The 14,276-nt window shown below is 66.4% G+C and carries 16 protein-coding genes; 3 read left to right on the plus strand and 13 right to left on the minus strand.

Annotated features, from left to right (window positions below; genetic code table 11):
• Positions 1 to 58: 58 nt before the first annotated feature.
• The 8 genes from NIBR502772_RS19265 to NIBR502772_RS19300 form a co-directional block, all read right to left on the minus strand.
• Positions 59 to 1,345 (minus strand): MFS transporter, encoded by a 1,287-nt coding sequence (locus tag NIBR502772_RS19265; RefSeq protein ID WP_141141377.1) that lies wholly within the window; start codon positions 1,343 to 1,345, stop codon positions 59 to 61.
• Between the two features lie 31 nt (positions 1,346 to 1,376).
• Positions 1,377 to 2,876 carry a multicopper oxidase family protein gene (locus NIBR502772_RS19270; RefSeq protein ID WP_141141378.1) on the minus strand — a complete coding sequence of 500 codons (1,500 nt, stop codon included), beginning with the start codon at positions 2,874 to 2,876 and terminating at the stop codon, positions 1,377 to 1,379.
• Between the two features lie 51 nt (positions 2,877 to 2,927).
• The gene (locus NIBR502772_RS19275; protein WP_141141379.1) at positions 2,928 to 4,334 is read right to left on the minus strand and encodes a rhodanese-like domain-containing protein; all 1,407 of its coding nucleotides are present in this window, start codon (positions 4,332 to 4,334) and stop codon (positions 2,928 to 2,930) included.
• A gap of 109 nt (positions 4,335 to 4,443) precedes the next feature.
• Complete coding sequence (gene trxA, locus NIBR502772_RS19280; protein ID WP_141141380.1) at positions 4,444 to 4,806, minus strand: thioredoxin; 363 nt, start codon at positions 4,804 to 4,806, stop codon at positions 4,444 to 4,446.
• A 57-nt stretch (positions 4,807 to 4,863) separates the two neighbouring features.
• Positions 4,864 to 5,160: a rhodanese-like domain-containing protein gene (locus tag NIBR502772_RS19285; protein ID WP_141141381.1), complete on the minus strand. Its 297-nt coding sequence runs from the start codon at positions 5,158 to 5,160 to the stop codon at positions 4,864 to 4,866.
• A 32-nt stretch (positions 5,161 to 5,192) separates the two neighbouring features.
• A complete protein-coding gene (locus NIBR502772_RS19290) occupies positions 5,193 to 5,534 on the minus strand; it encodes a rhodanese-like domain-containing protein (RefSeq protein ID WP_141141382.1) in 342 nt (113 codons plus the stop codon).
• Between the two features lie 32 nt (positions 5,535 to 5,566).
• The gene (locus NIBR502772_RS19295; RefSeq protein ID WP_141141383.1) at positions 5,567 to 6,466 is read right to left on the minus strand and encodes a sulfite exporter TauE/SafE family protein; all 900 of its coding nucleotides are present in this window, start codon (positions 6,464 to 6,466) and stop codon (positions 5,567 to 5,569) included.
• Positions 6,463 to 7,083 (minus strand): rhodanese-like domain-containing protein, encoded by a 621-nt coding sequence (locus NIBR502772_RS19300; RefSeq protein WP_141141384.1) that lies wholly within the window; start codon positions 7,081 to 7,083, stop codon positions 6,463 to 6,465. Before NIBR502772_RS19300 ends, NIBR502772_RS19295 begins: the two co-directional genes overlap by 4 nt.
• A gap of 121 nt (positions 7,084 to 7,204) precedes the next feature.
• Here NIBR502772_RS19300 and NIBR502772_RS19305 point away from each other — a divergent pair, with 121 nt between their 5' ends.
• A complete protein-coding gene (locus NIBR502772_RS19305) occupies positions 7,205 to 7,462 on the plus strand; it encodes a metal-sensitive transcriptional regulator (RefSeq protein ID WP_141141385.1) in 258 nt (85 codons plus the stop codon).
• A gap of 108 nt (positions 7,463 to 7,570) precedes the next feature.
• Positions 7,571 to 7,996: a DUF302 domain-containing protein gene (locus NIBR502772_RS19310; protein WP_141141386.1), complete on the plus strand. Its 426-nt coding sequence runs from the start codon at positions 7,571 to 7,573 to the stop codon at positions 7,994 to 7,996.
• 131 nt (positions 7,997 to 8,127) lie between these two features.
• Here NIBR502772_RS19310 and NIBR502772_RS19315 read toward each other — a convergent pair whose 3' ends face one another.
• Genes NIBR502772_RS19315 through NIBR502772_RS19325 form a run of 3 tightly spaced genes read right to left on the minus strand, consistent with a single transcriptional unit; the run spans position 8,128 to position 11,932 of the window.
• Complete coding sequence (locus NIBR502772_RS19315) at positions 8,128 to 9,603, minus strand: dihydrolipoamide acetyltransferase family protein (RefSeq protein WP_141141387.1); 1,476 nt, start codon at positions 9,601 to 9,603, stop codon at positions 8,128 to 8,130.
• A gap of 2 nt (positions 9,604 to 9,605) precedes the next feature.
• Positions 9,606 to 10,718 (minus strand): alpha-ketoacid dehydrogenase subunit beta, encoded by a 1,113-nt coding sequence (locus NIBR502772_RS19320; protein WP_141141388.1) that lies wholly within the window; start codon positions 10,716 to 10,718, stop codon positions 9,606 to 9,608.
• Positions 10,715 to 11,932: a thiamine pyrophosphate-dependent dehydrogenase E1 component subunit alpha gene (locus NIBR502772_RS19325; protein ID WP_141141389.1), complete on the minus strand. Its 1,218-nt coding sequence runs from the start codon at positions 11,930 to 11,932 to the stop codon at positions 10,715 to 10,717. The genes NIBR502772_RS19320 and NIBR502772_RS19325 overlap by 4 nt, the downstream gene beginning before the upstream one ends.
• A gap of 159 nt (positions 11,933 to 12,091) precedes the next feature.
• Between NIBR502772_RS19325 and NIBR502772_RS19330 the strand changes: the two genes are divergently transcribed.
• Positions 12,092 to 12,556, plus strand: a complete 465-nt coding sequence (locus NIBR502772_RS19330; RefSeq protein ID WP_141141390.1) for an Lrp/AsnC family transcriptional regulator — start codon at positions 12,092 to 12,094, stop codon at positions 12,554 to 12,556.
• A gap of 9 nt (positions 12,557 to 12,565) precedes the next feature.
• Here the strand turns inward: NIBR502772_RS19330 and NIBR502772_RS19335 are convergent, their stop codons facing one another.
• Positions 12,566 to 13,243 carry a hypothetical protein gene (locus NIBR502772_RS19335; protein WP_141141391.1) on the minus strand — a complete coding sequence of 226 codons (678 nt, stop codon included), beginning with the start codon at positions 13,241 to 13,243 and terminating at the stop codon, positions 12,566 to 12,568.
• Between the two features lie 183 nt (positions 13,244 to 13,426).
• On the minus strand, positions 13,427 to 14,236 hold the full coding sequence (locus tag NIBR502772_RS19340; protein ID WP_141141392.1) for an SGNH/GDSL hydrolase family protein: 810 nt from the start codon (positions 14,234 to 14,236) through the stop codon (positions 13,427 to 13,429).
• Positions 14,237 to 14,276 lie beyond the last annotated feature (40 nt).

The raw sequence follows: 14,276 nt of genomic DNA on the forward strand, positions 1-14,276 counted from the left end.
GGTCAGCCCGACCGACTTGGGCATCCCGGTCATCCGTCCTTGAAGTGGTTCCACTCGTTCATCCCTGGCCGCGGTGGTCGCTGCCTCGCATCCGTGCGGCCACGATGATGCCGGAGAGCGCAGTCAGGCCGGCGACGACGGCGACGGCTGCCGGGATGCCGTAGGCGTCGGCGATGACGCCGGAGAGCAGGGCGCCGACGGCGAACCCGCCGTCGCGCCACAGCCGGTAGATGCCGACTGACCTGGCCCGCCATTCGGGGTGGGCGACATCGCCGATCGCTGCAAGCAATGTGGGGTAGACCATGGCGGTGCCGGCACCGAGCAGGACGACGGCGGCAAGCCAGGTTCCGAAGTCATTTCCGAGGGCGACCATACCGAGCCCCAGGGCTTGGACGAGCATGCCTCCGGCGATCAGCGGTTTGCGCCCGATCCGGTCCGAGAGGGCGCCGGTGATCAGTTGACCGGCGCCCCAGACGGCCGGGTAGACGGCGGCGAGGATGCCGATGCGTTCGATGCTGAGCCCTGCGGCGGCGAACAGGACAGGGAACAGCCCCCAGGCGAGGCCGTCGTTGAGGTTGTTCACCATCCCGGCCTGGCTGACGGAGGACAGGGACTTGTCCCGGAAACTGGTCAGAGTGAACACCTCACGGTTGCTCAGCCCGGCATGGCTGCCGGCGTGGACCGGGACGTGCGCTGCGGCTTCGGCTTTGGCGTGGTGGTGTGTTTCGCCGATGGTCAGCACGGACATGCCGAGGCCGACGGCGATGAAGGCAGCACCGAGCAGGAAGGGCCCGGGGCGCAGTCCGTAGGAGGAAGCGATGTAGCCGGTGGCCAGTGCGGTGCCTGCGACGCCGAGGTAGCCGGCTGCTTCGTTCAGCCCCATTGCCAGGCCGCGGCGTTCGGGACCGACGAGGTCCATTTTCATCATCACGGTGGTGGACCAGGTCAGGCCCTGGCTGATGCCCAGAACCACGTTGGCTGCCACGATCCAGCCCCAGGAAGGCCCGAGGATCAGCAGGAGGGGCACAGGGAGGGCGATGAGCCAGCCGGCGACCAGGACCGGTTTGCGGCCGTAACGGTCCGAGAGGGTTCCGGCGAAGTAGTTGGTCGCGGCTTTGGCCAGACCGAACGCCAGGATGTAGGTCAGGGCCGACGTATACAGGTCGAGGTGGAAGACTCGCTCAGCCAGCAGCGGCAGCACCGTGCGCTCCTGGCCGAGGGTGCCGCCGACCAGGGCGTTGACGGCGACGAGGAGCATGAACTGGGCCAGGTTCTGCCGCAGTCCCAGCGTGATGACCTCGGTTGTCCGAGGCTGCTGGCGGGAGGGGGTGTTGCCTAAGGCCATTGGCGGATCCTGTCGGTGTTAGGGGTGCCGGTCAGCGGGCTTGGACGGTGGCCATCATGCCTTGGTCTTCGTGGTCCAGAATGTGGCAGTGGATCACGGTGCGGCCGGCGAAGTCGTCGAAGGCCACCCGGACTTTCACTTGGCTGCGGGCGGGGACGTTAACCACGTCCTGCCATTTGGGCCTGGTCACGTCGCGGTCGCCGTCCTGGACGATCTGCATGGGCCACACATGCAGGTGGATGGGGTGGTCCATGGGGCTGGAGTTGGTCAGGGTCCACTCCTCCACCGTCCCGGCTGCGGCCGTCACGTCAAGCCGTTCGGGGTCGAACTCCCGTCCGTTGATGGTGAAGGCCATCATGGTGCCCTGTCCGCTGCCCATTCCCGCGCCCATGTTTCCATTCATGCCCATGGCGAAGTTCAGGGTGCGGGCGGCGATGACCGGTTCGTTCCGTAGATCGCGCAGGGGCCGGCCCTCGGGCACGGGCCCGGGGTCAGTGCCCGCGCTTCCCGAGACGGCCAGGGTGAGCAGTTCGACCGGGACGCCACCGGATTCGTTGTCGCCCCTCATGGCCCCGCCCATCATGGCCCCGCCCATCATGGCGTTCATGCTGCCGCGGTCCAGGGCGGCAGCCGTGAGGGCGGCGGACCCGTCGCGGGTTTCCACGAGCAGCTCTACGCGGTTGCCGGGGGCGAGAACCACTTCGGTGACGTCCTCTGGGATCGGCAGGCGCCCGAGGTCCCTGCTGAGCAGCCGGACCCGCTGTCCGTCAAGTGCCAGGCGCAGGTACCGGGAGGGGCAGGCGTTGATGATCCGCCAACGCTCCCGTTCTCCGGGCGCGGCGCGCAGTTGCGGGCGGAGTTGCCCGTTGACCAGGACGATCTCTCCCTCACGTCCCATCATCTGCTGCATCTGGTCCACCTCGGCGAGATTGCCGGCAGCGTCGAGGGACAGGTCGGAGACCACCAGCACCCGCTCCCGGGTGACCGGGACCGGGTCGTGGTCCTCCACCACGATGGCCCCGTAAAGGCCGGCGGCGACCTGGTCGGCGGCGTGCCCGTGGCGGTGCGGGTGGTACCAGTAGGTACCAGGCGGGTGGTCCTCGGGCAGGGTGAACTCGTACTCGAAGGACCCGCCCGGGTCAATGCTTACGAACGGGTTGTCGCTGTTGCCCTGTGGGGAGACGTGCAGTCCGTGCACGTGCAGGTTCGTGGGAGCCTGCAGCCCGTTGCGCAGTGTGACCCGGATCGTGTCGCCCGCGCGGACCCGCAGGGTCGGACCGGGCAGTGAGCCGTTGAACGCCTGGACGGAGGCATCCCGCCCGCCGACCCGGACCCGTGCCGGCGCGGCGGTCAGGTCCAGCTCCAGCACCCGGTCGCGGCTGGCCAGCACCTGGGGTTCGGTCAGGTCCTCACCCCCGGTGTATCCGGGTCCGTTGCCGGTGGCCAGCCACAGCCCGGCGACGCCGGCAGCCGTAGCGCTGGCCCCGACCGCACCCAGTGCCAGCAGCTGGCGGCGTGTCAGCGGCCTCACCGGCCGTCCTCCTCCAGTATCCGTCGCCGGGACGCGCTGATGCCGGTGGTTCTATGCCCTGGCTGACTGGCCAGAGTTCTGCCAGGCGTCCCAGGCGGCGTAGCTGCCGTCGAGCTCGACGACGTCGTACCCGGCGCGGCGCAGGGCGCTGGCAGCCACGGAGTTCCGGACCCCGGACTGGCAGTAGGTCACGATGGTGCCGTCGGTGGGCAGCTCATCGAGGTGCCACATGACACGGCCGCCGCTGAGCTGGTGGGAGCCGGGGATGTTCCCGGCGGTGTGCTCGGTGCGGTTGCGGATGTCCAGCACCATGGCCGCATCGAAGCCGGCGAGGGCCGCGGGTTGGATCAGCTTCGGCGTGAACGTGGGGAGTCCCTGGATGCTGGTGACGTAGCCGGCAACGTTGTCGATGCCGACCCGGACGAGGTGGTCCCACATGTCCTGCGCGGTTTCCTGGTCGGAAGCCAGGAGCACCAGAGGGTTCTTGTCGGTTTCCGGGTTGACCACCCAGGAGCCGTAGCTGGCCACGGACTTGCCGGCGGGAACGTTCAGTGAGCGAGTGACCGCGCCTTCGTGGACTTCGGTGTGGTGGCGGGTGTCGATGAAGGTGACGGTGTCCTCGGCGAGGTCCTTCGCGACGCCGGCCGGGTCCAATTCCTGAAGCGGGGCGCGTTCGCCCATGATGGCCGGGCCTTCACGGTTTTCGCGCTTCATGCGGCCGAAGTAAGCGTGCGCGTCGGGCTGGCCGTCGAGGAGTTCGTCGATGAAGCCCTGTTCCTCGTTGGCGGCCAGGTACGGGCCCCACCAGGCGTAGAGGCGCTCGTAGCCGACGGTGGAGGAGGGGATGGCGCCCAGGGCCTTGCCGCAGGCACTGCCGGCGCCGTGACCGGGATGGACCTGGACGTAGTCCGGCAGGGTCAGGAACTTGTCCCGCAGGCTGGCGAACAGCTGCTTGGCGCCCTCGAAGCGGGTGTCGATGCCGCCGGCTGCCTCGTCGAGCAGGTCCGGACGGCCCAGGTCACCGGAGAAGACGAAGTCGCCGGAGAGCAGGTAGCCGGGCTGGTCGCTGAATGCGCCGTCGGTCACCAGGAACGACAGGTGCTCGGGGGTGTGCCCGGGGGTGTGGAGGGCCTGGATGCTGATGTTGCCAATGGTGATGGTGTCACCGTCGTAAAGGCGTTCGCCGTCGAATTCATACTGCCAGTCCGGACCGCCTTCGCCGGAGACGTAGATTTTCGCGCCTGTGGCGGCGGCGAGTTCGCGGGTGCCGGACAGGTAGTCGGCGTGGATGTGGGTTTCGGTGACCGCCACGATCTTCATGCCGTTCTTCTTCGCCAGATCCTGGTAGACCGCGATGTCCCGGCGGCCGTCAACCACCACTGCGGTTCCGTTGGCCTGGCAGCCGACCAGGTAGCTGGCCTGGGCGAGGTCTTCGTCGTAAATGCGCTCGATAAGCATTGGTGCTCTCCTTCATGAGGGGAAGTTTCGTGTCTGTTCCTGCATCAATTCTAATACCCCTGGGGGTATCCCGCAATGCTGGGTGTAGCAGCTGTCTTTCGTTGGGATGTTAGGGGTGGTGCTGCGCTGAGTCGGCACGGAGCTTGTCCATGTCCAGGTTCTTTACGCCCAGAATGACTTCTTCGAGTCCGGTGGAGTTGAGCGCTCCGGGCTGGGAGAAGACCAGGGTTTTGTCCTTGAAAGCCATCAGGGTAGGGATGGAGGTGATGCCGGCCGCGGCGGCGAGGGCCTGTTCGGCTTCGGTGTCGACCTTGGCGAAGGTGATGTCCGCGTGCCGTTCGGCGGCGGCGCCGTAAGTGGGTGCGAACATGCGGCAGGGGCCACACCAGGCTGCCCAGAAATCAACGAAGACGATCTCGTTGTTCTCCAGGGTTTCGGCGAAGTTCTGTTCAGTGATGTCGATGGTTGCCATGACCAGTTCGTGTCCTTCCGGTGTCCTCTAACGCGGGTATATGGTCCTGACCGGTGGTCAGGTGGTGGGGAGGCCTGCGCGGTTCCAGGCGATCATGCCGCCGGCCATGGTGTCGGCGGTGAAGCCGGCCCCGTTGAGTGCGTCTGCGACGCGGGCGGACCGGTTGCCGCTGCGGCAGACAGCGATGACGGGGACTGCGGGGTCCAGCTCGGACAGTCGTGCCTGCAGCTGCCCCATGGGGATGTGCAGTGCTCCCGGAATCATGCCTTCGGCGACCTCGAAGTCCTCGCGGACATCGAGGATCCGGTCAGTGGATCGGCGCTGGTCGGCTTCGTTGACGGTGATTTCAGTCATCGGTTTCTCCTTCGGATAATTGGGTGTTGTCCTTAGCGGACGGGTTCGCCGGCCTGGCGCCAGGCGACCATGCCGCCGCGCAGGGAATATGCCTCGTAGCCCTTTTCAGCAAGCAGGCGGGCGGCGGAAGCGGATCGGATCCCGGACTGGCACATGGCGATCACGGGCCGGGTCTTCTGGACTCCGGTGGTGCTGGTCTGGAGCCTGTCCAGCGGGACATGGCTGGCCTGCGGGGCCCGTCCGGAGCGCCATTCCTGGACGGTGCGAACGTCGATCAGGGCGGCGCCTGAGGCCAGGAGTTCCTTCGCCTCAGCGACGGATACCGTCTTGTACGGCTTGCTGAATGCCTTCTTCAGGGAGCTGATGAGGCCCATGATGTTCTCCTTGCTTGGGGTGATGGTGGGGTTCAGGCGGGGGAGGGAACGTTTCGACGCCGGCCGCTGCGGTTGCGCAGGGGGCAGGAGCTGATGAAGAACCAGCAGACGCCGGCGGTCGCTGCCGTCAGGGCTGCGACGCCGGCGGTGACGAACCACCTCAGGTCGGCTGGGGCCTGCTGGACAAGGACGAAGGTTCCCATCGCGAGGACAAACCAGCCGAAGGCCTTCCGCAGCGCAGCTTCCGGGATACGTCCGGCCAGCTTGGAGCCGGCAAGGGTACCGACGATGGCAGCAGCAGTCACGCCGAGGGTAATGCCCCAGTCCAGCTGCACGGTGGTGAGGTATCCGGCGAGCCCCGCGAAGGACTTCATGGCGATGACTACCAGCGACGTGCCGACGGCAACTGACATCGGCAGGCCGCCCAGGAGTGCCAGGGCCGGGACCACAAGGAATCCGCCGCCCGCGCCGACCAGGCCGGTCACGAGCCCGACGACGGCCCCGTCCAGCAGCACCCTGCCCAGGGGTAGTTCATGCTTGACCGGCGTGGCGCCGTCGTCGGACTTTTTCTTCCGGCCGCGAAGCATGGCTACGGACGTGGCCACCATCATGACCGCAAAGGCGATGAGCAGGACCTGGCCCGGGATATGTCCGCCCAGGAGGCCGCCGACGAACGCGCCCGCCATCCCGGCTGCGCCGAAGATCAGGCCCGTCCGCCACATCACCCTGCCCCTGCGGGCGTGGCTGAGCACGCTGACAGCGGAGGTGACGCCGACGACGAAGAGCGAAGCGGCGATGGCTTCCTTGGCATCGAACCCGGCCACGTAGACCAGGATCGGGACAGTCAGGATCGATCCGCCGCCGCCCAGGACGCCGAGGGAGAGCCCGATCACTACAGACAGGGCAAGGACCAGGATCAGGGTGGCGGTCATGAGGCCTTGACCTCTTCCTGGGCGTCAGCGACAGGAAGGGTCAGGATGGCACTTTCGCGGGTGGGTTCCTTGGCGGCCTTGTTCCATGGCATCGCCGAGATGGCCTGGCCCATGGCACAGGTGTTGGTGGCCGCGGAGAAGGTCAGGCCTGCCCCGATGATGCCGGCAAGCATCCGGATCCTCGGCGAAACGAATTTGCCGCCGGCCAGGCCCAGAACCACCAGGGACCCGGCGGCGAATCGGACCTGCCGCTCCAGGTCCCAACGGTCCTTGCCCTTGACCACGTCGCCACCACTCGCCGCGAAGCCGGGGACGCCGCCGGTCAGGACGTAGGCCATATCGATGCCGGAACCGGCGAGGCGCTGACGCGCCTGCTCGGCGCGGGCGCCGGACTGACAGACCAGGACGACCCGGCTGCCCAGGCGGTCGGCCAGTTCGTCAGTGTGTTCGGACAGCAGCGGCAGTGGAACGTTGTAGGAGCCGCGGATGTGCATCGACTCGAACTCAGCGGCAGAGCGCACGTCGATAACCACAAGGTCCTGATGATCGGAGATCCAGCTGCGCAAGGACTCCGGCGCCAGGGCGGTAATGGCGATGGATGGAGAAAGGGAAGTCATGGGGGCCTCTCGAAGGGGTTGGTGGATACCCCACCCAGTATTACAGATACCCATGGGGGTATGCAAAACACCCCATGGGGTATATAGTTGGTGGCAAGACGCCCACTCTTTTGGAGACTTCATGCAACTCGATCCGACTGAACTGACCCCGGTGGTCAACCGCCTCAAGCGCGCCCAGGGCCAGCTCGCAGCTGTCACGCGCATGCTGGAGGAGGGCAGGGACTGCAAGGACATCGTCACGCAGTTGGCTGCCGTCTCGAAGGCCCTGGACAGGGCCGGGTTCGCCATCATCGCCAGCGGCCTTGAGCAGTGCATCGTCCGTGAAGACACCACCATGGACAAAAAAGAACTCGAAAAGCTCTTCCTCTCCCTCGCCTGAAAAGCAGGGACCTCAGACCCCGTGCCGGGGCAGGTTCCCCCAAACTGCCCCGGCGGGGCCCCCACCCCGAACCGGCCGTATCTGTAACGACATATGAGGAGCAGGCCCATGAGCTATACCCACACTGTTACCGTCCCGCTGTCCTGGGAGGATGCTGTCCAGCGCACCCGCGAGGCGCTCGGTGAACAAGGCTTTGGCATACTGACGGAAATCGACGTCCGCTCCACGTTTGAAGCCAAACTCGGCACCGAGGCCGCCGACGCCATCGGCGACTATGTAATCCTCGGCGCCTGCAACCCCACCCTGGCGAGCCGCGCCCTCGCAGCCGAGCCGGAACTCGGTGCGCTGCTTCCATGCAATGTCGTTGTCAGACGAGGCAAGAACGCGCTCGAAACCACCATCGACGCCATCGACCCACAAACCATGGTCCAGCTCAGCGACAGCCCGGCCGTCCGGGAGGTCGCGGACGAAGCCGACGCCCGACTTCGCAAAGCCCTCGCCGGGCTCAGCGATGCTAAAGACATCTCCAACTGACCAAAGTGTAGGCACTTGCAAAATGCAGAGAAGCCTGTGCCCGGGTTGAGCCTGGCCAGATAAGCCAGGTGATGGGGCGCGGGCCTACGTAACTTCGCGTCGAGGCAAATTCCCGGGTCGCCCAGTGCCACCTATATGTCGGCGAGGATGGACGTCGGATTCTCAATCGCATCGGCTACGAAACGCAGGAACCCGGCTGCTGTGCCGCCGTCGCACACGCGGTGATCGAACGTGAGCGTCAGTTCGGTGACCTTGCGGACCGCAAGATCCCCGTCCACCACCCACGGCTTGTCAATGATCCGGCCAACTCCAAGGATCGCCACCTCGGGGTGGTTGATGATGGCTGCGGAACCGTCCACCCCGAAAACGCCGTAGTTGTTCAGCGTGAACGTGCCGCTGCCCAACTGCTCCGGCGTCGCTTTGCCCTCGCGTACGACGGCGGTGAGCCGGCGGATCTCCGCGTCCAGTTCGCGGGCACTGAGTTTGTCCGCGTTGCGGATCGAGGGGACCATCAGTCCGCGGTCCGTCTGGGCCGCGAAGCCCAGGTTGATGCCGGCAAAGCCAGCGATCTCCTGGGCGCCATCGGCTGCCGTTTCGATGCGGGTGTTCAGCTCCGGGAATCGTTTTAACCCGGCAGTGACAAAACGCGCGATGAATGCGAGGAGCCCCGGCGTATTGTGCGGATCGGACTTCTTGAGGCCTGCCCGGAGTCCCACCAGCGCCGTAGCATCCACGTCAACCCAGACGGTGGCCTCGGGGATCTCCGCACGGCTGCGGGACATGTTGGCGGCAACGGCCTTGCGGACACCCTTGACGGGTGTCCGGGAGGAGATGCCCAGACCTGTGCGGGTGTCAACGCCGCCGTTGGTTGAGCCTGTCGAAACCTCCGGTGATCGAGCCTGTCGAGATTCCGGGCGTTCGGTGGTTGAGCCTGCCGAAACCGCAGCCTCCGGGCTCGCCTCAACCATCGGATGGATCACCGCTTCAACATCCCTGCGCATGATCAGCCCACTGTCCCCGGACCCGTGGATGTTGCCCAGGTCCACGCCGTGCTCCCGTGCCATGCGCCGGACGAGCGGTGAAATGACGGCGCCGAGCTTGCCCGGAACGCGCGTCCGGAGGAGCGAGATGTCCACCTCCGGGATTTCGACGGGCTTAATCACCGAAGCGACTGCCCGCGGAGTCCTGGTTCGACGGGCAGCGCCGCTGCCGCCGGGAGTGCCGTAGCCGATCAGCACGTTTCCGGACCCGGCCTTCTCCTCCTCGCGGTACGTATCCGCTGCACCGGTTTCGGCGGGCTTGGTTTCGACAGGCTCAACCACCGGGGCAGGCTCAACCACCGAGGCAGGCTCAACCACCGAGCCCACCGGAAGCACCGAGATCAGCGGCTTGCCCACATCCAGCGTCTGGCCGGGCTCGCCGTGGAGCACCGTCACAGTGCCGGCGTACGGGGACGGGACTTCCACCATGGACTTGGCCGTCTCCACTTCGGCGATGGGCTGGTCCACACGGATCTCATCGCCCACGGACACGAGCCAGTTGACCAGTTCGGCTTCGGTCAGGCCTTCGCCGAGGTCGGGCAGCAGGAATACTTTCGGTTCACTCATGGTCAGTTCTCCCACTGGAGGTCGTCTACGGCGTCGAGGATGCGGTCCACGCCGGGCAGGTAGTAGTGCTCGAGCTTCGGTGCGGGGTACGGGACGTCAAATCCCGTCACGCGGCGGATGGGGGCGGCGAGGTAGTGGAAGCAGCGTTCCTGGACCCGCGCCACAATCTCGGAGGACACGGACGCGAAGCCGTGCGCTTCTGCGATGACCACGGCCCGGCCGGTCTTGCGGACGGAGGCGCACACGGTCTCATCGTCAAAGGGCACGATGGAGCGGACGTCGATGACTTCCAGCGAGCGCCCCTCCTCCGCGGCGGCGGCGGCGGCCGCCAGCGCCGTGGGCACGGACGGTCCGTAGGCGATGAGCGTCGCGTCGGTCCCGGGACGGGCGACGGCGGCACGGCCTTCCGAGGACGTCCCGGCTGCGGTGTTGGCCAAGTGCTGCGCCCGGAGACCCTCCAGGTCCACCATGTCCTTGGACCAGTAGAGCTTCTTTGGCTCCATAAACATGACGGGGTCGTCCGAATCGATGGCTTCGCGGAGCATCCGGTACGAGTCGGCCACGGTGGCTGGGGTGAACACCTTCAGGCCCGCGGTGTGGGCGTAGTAGGACTCGGAGGAGTCGCAGTGGTGCTCCACTCCCCCGATGCCGCCGGCGTAGGGAACCCGGATCACCATGGGCAGCTTTACGGTGCCCCTGGTGCGGTTGTGCATCTTGGCCACGTGGCTGACGATTTGCTGGAACGCCGGATACGCGAACGCATCGAACTGCATCTCCACCACCGGCCGCATCCCGTTCATGGCCATCCCCACAGCCATGCCCACAATGCCGGACTCGGCCAGCGGGGTGTCGAAGCAGCGCTGCTCCCCGAAGGTCTTGGTGAGGCCGTCCGTGATGCGGAAGACCCCGCCGAGGAGGCCCACGTCCTCGCCGAAGACCAGGACGGACGGGTCGGCGTGCATCGCATCAGCCAAAGCGGTGTTGAGGGCCTTGGCCATGGTGACGGCCTGCGGTCCGGAAGCTTCAGCCACAGAAGCGGCGGACGCTGCCGCACGGGCAGTTGCCGCGCTGACGTTGCCGTTCGCCTCGGATGAGGTGGTGATGGTCGGACTCATTTCGGCGACTCCTCAGACGACGCTTCGCGGGCAAGTTCGTCGGCCAGCATGGCGGCCTGTTCCTTCAGCTGTGGTGTGGGCACCGAGAACACGTGCCGGAAGAGTTCCTGGGGGTCCACCGGAACGTCCTCGCCCAGGCCGTCCCGAAGTTGAGTGGCAACGTCCTCAGCGTGAGCAGCGATCCGCGCGGCGCCGTCGTCGTCCAGCAGTCCGCGCCCGGTGAGGTACGTCTTCATCCGGCTGATGGGATCCTTGGCCTGCCACTCGGCCACCTCGCTGTCCTGCCGGTAGCGGGTGGCATCGTCGGCGTTGGTGTGTGCCTGCATCCGGTACGTGTGAGCCTCCACGAGGAGCGGCCCGGAACCTTCCCGTGCGAGCTTCACTGCGCGGTCCAGCACGGCGAGGAGGGCCACCACGTCGTTGCCGTCCACGCGTTCGCCGGCCATGCCGTAGCCCACGGCCTTGTGGGCGAGCGACGGCGCCACGGACTGGTGCGCCAGCGGCACCGAGATGGCGTACTTGTTGTTCTGGACGAAGAAGACAACGGGCAGGTGGAAGACGGCGGCGAAGTTCAGGGCCTCATGGAAGTCGCCTTCGCTGGTGGCGCCGTCCCCGCACATCGCCAGGACAACGGTGTCCTCGCCGCGGAGCTTTGCCGCGTGCGCAACTCCTACGCCATGGAGCAGCTGCGTGGTGAGCGGCGTGCACTGGATGCCCACCTTGTGCCGGGACGGATCGTAGCCGCTGTGCCAGTCACCGCGGAAGATGGTCATGGTCTCCACGGGATCAACCCCCCGGGCCATGACCGCCACGGCGTCCCGGTAGGTGGGGAACAGCCAGTCGCCGTCGGAAAGGCACAGTGCGGCTGCCACCTGGCAGGCTTCCTGGCCGTGGCTGGACGGGTACACGGCCATGCGGCCCTGGCGGACCAGGGCTGAGTTCTGGTCGTTGACGCGGCGTCCGACGACGAGCTGCTCGTAGGCAGCCAGCAGTTCCTCGTCGGCGGGCAGGGGGTACTCGTGGCCGGGTTCTGTGCCCTGCTCACTTTCTGCTTTGAGCCGTCCCTCCGGGTCCACCATCTGGATCTGGTGGCGGGCGGGCAGCATGTAGTCCTCCACCGTGATGCCGAACTTCCGCACCGCTTCGGATACTGCATCTTCTGCCGGCAAACGCTGGGCCTGGTCGGGCGCAGGGTGGTCCGCGGAGATCGTCATTGGTCCGTCCTTCTGTAGCCACTAGTCGGTTCCAGTATGGCCCTCGGGGAAGTTTCGTATCCAGTAGTTCGTCGAATCGTGGAAGGTTCCGCCGGATGGACCTACTCTGGAAGACGAATTGAAATGTGATCTGGACAACGAGCGGGAGCGGTGGACGAATTGGCACGACTTGAAGGAGAGTCCGGGGAGGTGCCGCTGGACGACGTCGACCGCCGGATCATCGCCGAACTCACCCGGGACGGGAGGATGTCCGTGACGCAGGTGGCCGAGAATGTCCACATCTCCCGGGCCCACGCGTACACGCGCATTGCCAGACTGACCGGCGAAGGTGTCCTGACCAAGTTCACGGCCCTGGTGGACCCCATCAAGGCCGGGCTGAAGTCCTCCGCCTACGTCACGCTGAAGGTGAGCCAGCATTCGTGGCGTGAGCTGCGCGAGCAGCTGCGCGCGATCCCGGAGGTCCATCACATCGCTCTCGTGGGAGGCGATTTTGATGTGATCCTCCTGGTGCGCGCCATCGACAACACCGACCTGCGGCGGGTGATATTCGACCAGCTGCAGGCCATGCCGGGCGTCCAGGACACGCAGACGTTTCTGGTGTTTGAGGATGTTGATACGCGTTAGGGCGCGCGATTAGAGGCCGTGCGCCTTGTCCTGTCCGTGGCGGTAGGAGTGGTAGGCGTAGACCAGCAAGGCGATCCCCGCCAGGATCGTGACGGCCGAGACGGCGTAGTCCAAGGGGATGAGCAGCGCCATAGCCTGGAGAGCGAAGATCACTCCCAGTCCGCCGAGAACGGCAGCAGGAATCAAGGGCCACTTCATCCGGCCGGTGTTCTCGGAAGTTCGGACCGGGACAAGGGACAGCACCCCGAACGTGGCCGCCAGGCCCAAGAATAGGACGGCGGCGACGGGCGTGCCTTGGAGCGCCTGCGGGAGGGCCACGATGACGGCCAGCGTGAACATCACCCCGCATGGGATGAGGGCCCACCAGTTGGCCGGCTCGCGCAGGTAAACCGCGGCGAATCCGGCTGCCATGAACAGGAACAGGTAGGCTCCGCCCGCACTGCCGGCCGTGAGTTGAGTGACGGTGATGACGGCGGCCACGCCCAGGAATACCGAGCCGGGGATTGCCGCCCACCAGTTCTCGCGGCTTCGAATGAAGAGGGATATGAACACCACCCCCACCGCGGCGAACATCAGCGCCGGTACATAAGCGAAGCTCTCCGCGACGCCGAGCAGGTCCAACAGCATGAGCACGCCGACCGCGATCAGGCCGATGCCCGCGATGATGCTTGTCTTTGCCGAGTTCACCGTTTGCCTCCCGCAAATACGGCAGGCGGCCTCGCCGCGCTGTTGCCTTCAGGCTAGGTCCAGCCCGGAACCGGACATAGGGCACAAAGCCCCGGCCTTCAACCTGCCCGGAGGCGACGCCCGTCAGGAGCCACGCCTGGAGGCGTGGCCCAGCTGAGTCACACCGTCTTGGCGGGCTCTGGCTCACTGAATCAGCGTGGCCCAGGACTCCAGGAACTTCTCGGCAAGATGCGCGTGGCCGGCGGTGTTCGGGTGCGCACCGTCAAAGTCGAATCCGGGGCTGTTGGCACCCGTGAACCAGCCGGCCTCGTAGGCGTCGATGAACGGAGCACCGGCGGCTGCGGCCCCGGCGCGGACGGCGCTGTTCGCACCTTGCAGTTCCTCCGCTAACGGCTGGGGGGCCGAGGGCCCAAGAACCACTACCTGGACGCCGGGCCACAACGTGCGGGCCGCCTCGATGGTCTGCGCCGTGGCGGTTTGGATTTCATCAGGGCTGGTGACCAGGGCGTCGTTCTGGCCGCCTTGCAGTATGAGGACGTTGGGGACGAAGCGCGGATCCGCAGCGGCTTCCCGCAACCGGACTTCGTACTCACGGGCCGCGCTGTCCTGCGGACCACCGCCCCACGCGAAGCCGGTTCCGCCCTCACCGTCGATGTTGGTGGGGTATCCGAGTGCGTTGGCAACAACGTACGCCCACCCCTGGTCTGGCTGGTCCGCACCCTCACCGGCAGTGTACGAATCGCCAAGAATCAGGAGGACGGGCCGGGCGGGAAGCTGGATTTTCAGCTGTTGGGCCGTTGCAGTGGCTGTGGGTGCCGGGGTCGCGGTAGTAGTCGGTGTGGCAGTCACCGTGGCCGCCGGAGAGCTTGCCGTCACAGGGCTGACGGCTTCGCCTGGGCCACGCGGATTCGTCAGGGCGATTCCTGCCACCCCGAAGGCAGCCACGGCCAGCAGAAAGAGTGCACCGTACTTGATCCATTCCTGCTTGGTCATGCTGGGTCTCCGCCGCTTCTCGTCACCCGGCACATCTTAC

The organism is Pseudarthrobacter sp. NIBRBAC000502772 (genome assembly GCF_006517235.1).
Lineage (GTDB): Bacteria > Actinomycetota > Actinomycetes > Actinomycetales > Micrococcaceae > Arthrobacter.

Bases quoted from the DNA above. Each gene is read 5' to 3' on its own strand.
- NIBR502772_RS19265 (WP_141141377.1), bottom strand. From the start codon at position 1,345: ATGGCCTTAGGCAACACCCCCTCCCGCCAGCAGCCTCGGACAACCGAG.
- NIBR502772_RS19275 (WP_141141379.1), bottom strand. From the start codon at position 4,334: ATGCTTATCGAGCGCATTTACGACGAAGACCTCGCCCAGGCCAGCTAC.
- trxA (WP_141141380.1), bottom strand. From the start codon at position 4,806: ATGGCAACCATCGACATCACTGAACAGAACTTCGCCGAAACCCTGGAG.
- NIBR502772_RS19285 (WP_141141381.1), bottom strand. From the start codon at position 5,160: ATGACTGAAATCACCGTCAACGAAGCCGACCAGCGCCGATCCACTGAC.
- NIBR502772_RS19290 (WP_141141382.1), bottom strand. From the start codon at position 5,534: ATGGGCCTCATCAGCTCCCTGAAGAAGGCATTCAGCAAGCCGTACAAG.
- NIBR502772_RS19295 (WP_141141383.1), bottom strand. From the start codon at position 6,466: ATGACCGCCACCCTGATCCTGGTCCTTGCCCTGTCTGTAGTGATCGGG.
- NIBR502772_RS19300 (WP_141141384.1), bottom strand. From the start codon at position 7,083: ATGACTTCCCTTTCTCCATCCATCGCCATTACCGCCCTGGCGCCGGAG.
- NIBR502772_RS19305 (WP_141141385.1), top strand. From the start codon at position 7,205: ATGCAACTCGATCCGACTGAACTGACCCCGGTGGTCAACCGCCTCAAG.
- NIBR502772_RS19310 (WP_141141386.1), top strand. From the start codon at position 7,571: ATGAGCTATACCCACACTGTTACCGTCCCGCTGTCCTGGGAGGATGCT.
- NIBR502772_RS19315 (WP_141141387.1), bottom strand. From the start codon at position 9,603: ATGAGTGAACCGAAAGTATTCCTGCTGCCCGACCTCGGCGAAGGCCTG.
- NIBR502772_RS19320 (WP_141141388.1), bottom strand. From the start codon at position 10,718: ATGAGTCCGACCATCACCACCTCATCCGAGGCGAACGGCAACGTCAGC.
- NIBR502772_RS19325 (WP_141141389.1), bottom strand. From the start codon at position 11,932: ATGACGATCTCCGCGGACCACCCTGCGCCCGACCAGGCCCAGCGTTTG.
- NIBR502772_RS19340 (WP_141141392.1), bottom strand. From the start codon at position 14,236: ATGACCAAGCAGGAATGGATCAAGTACGGTGCACTCTTTCTGCTGGCC.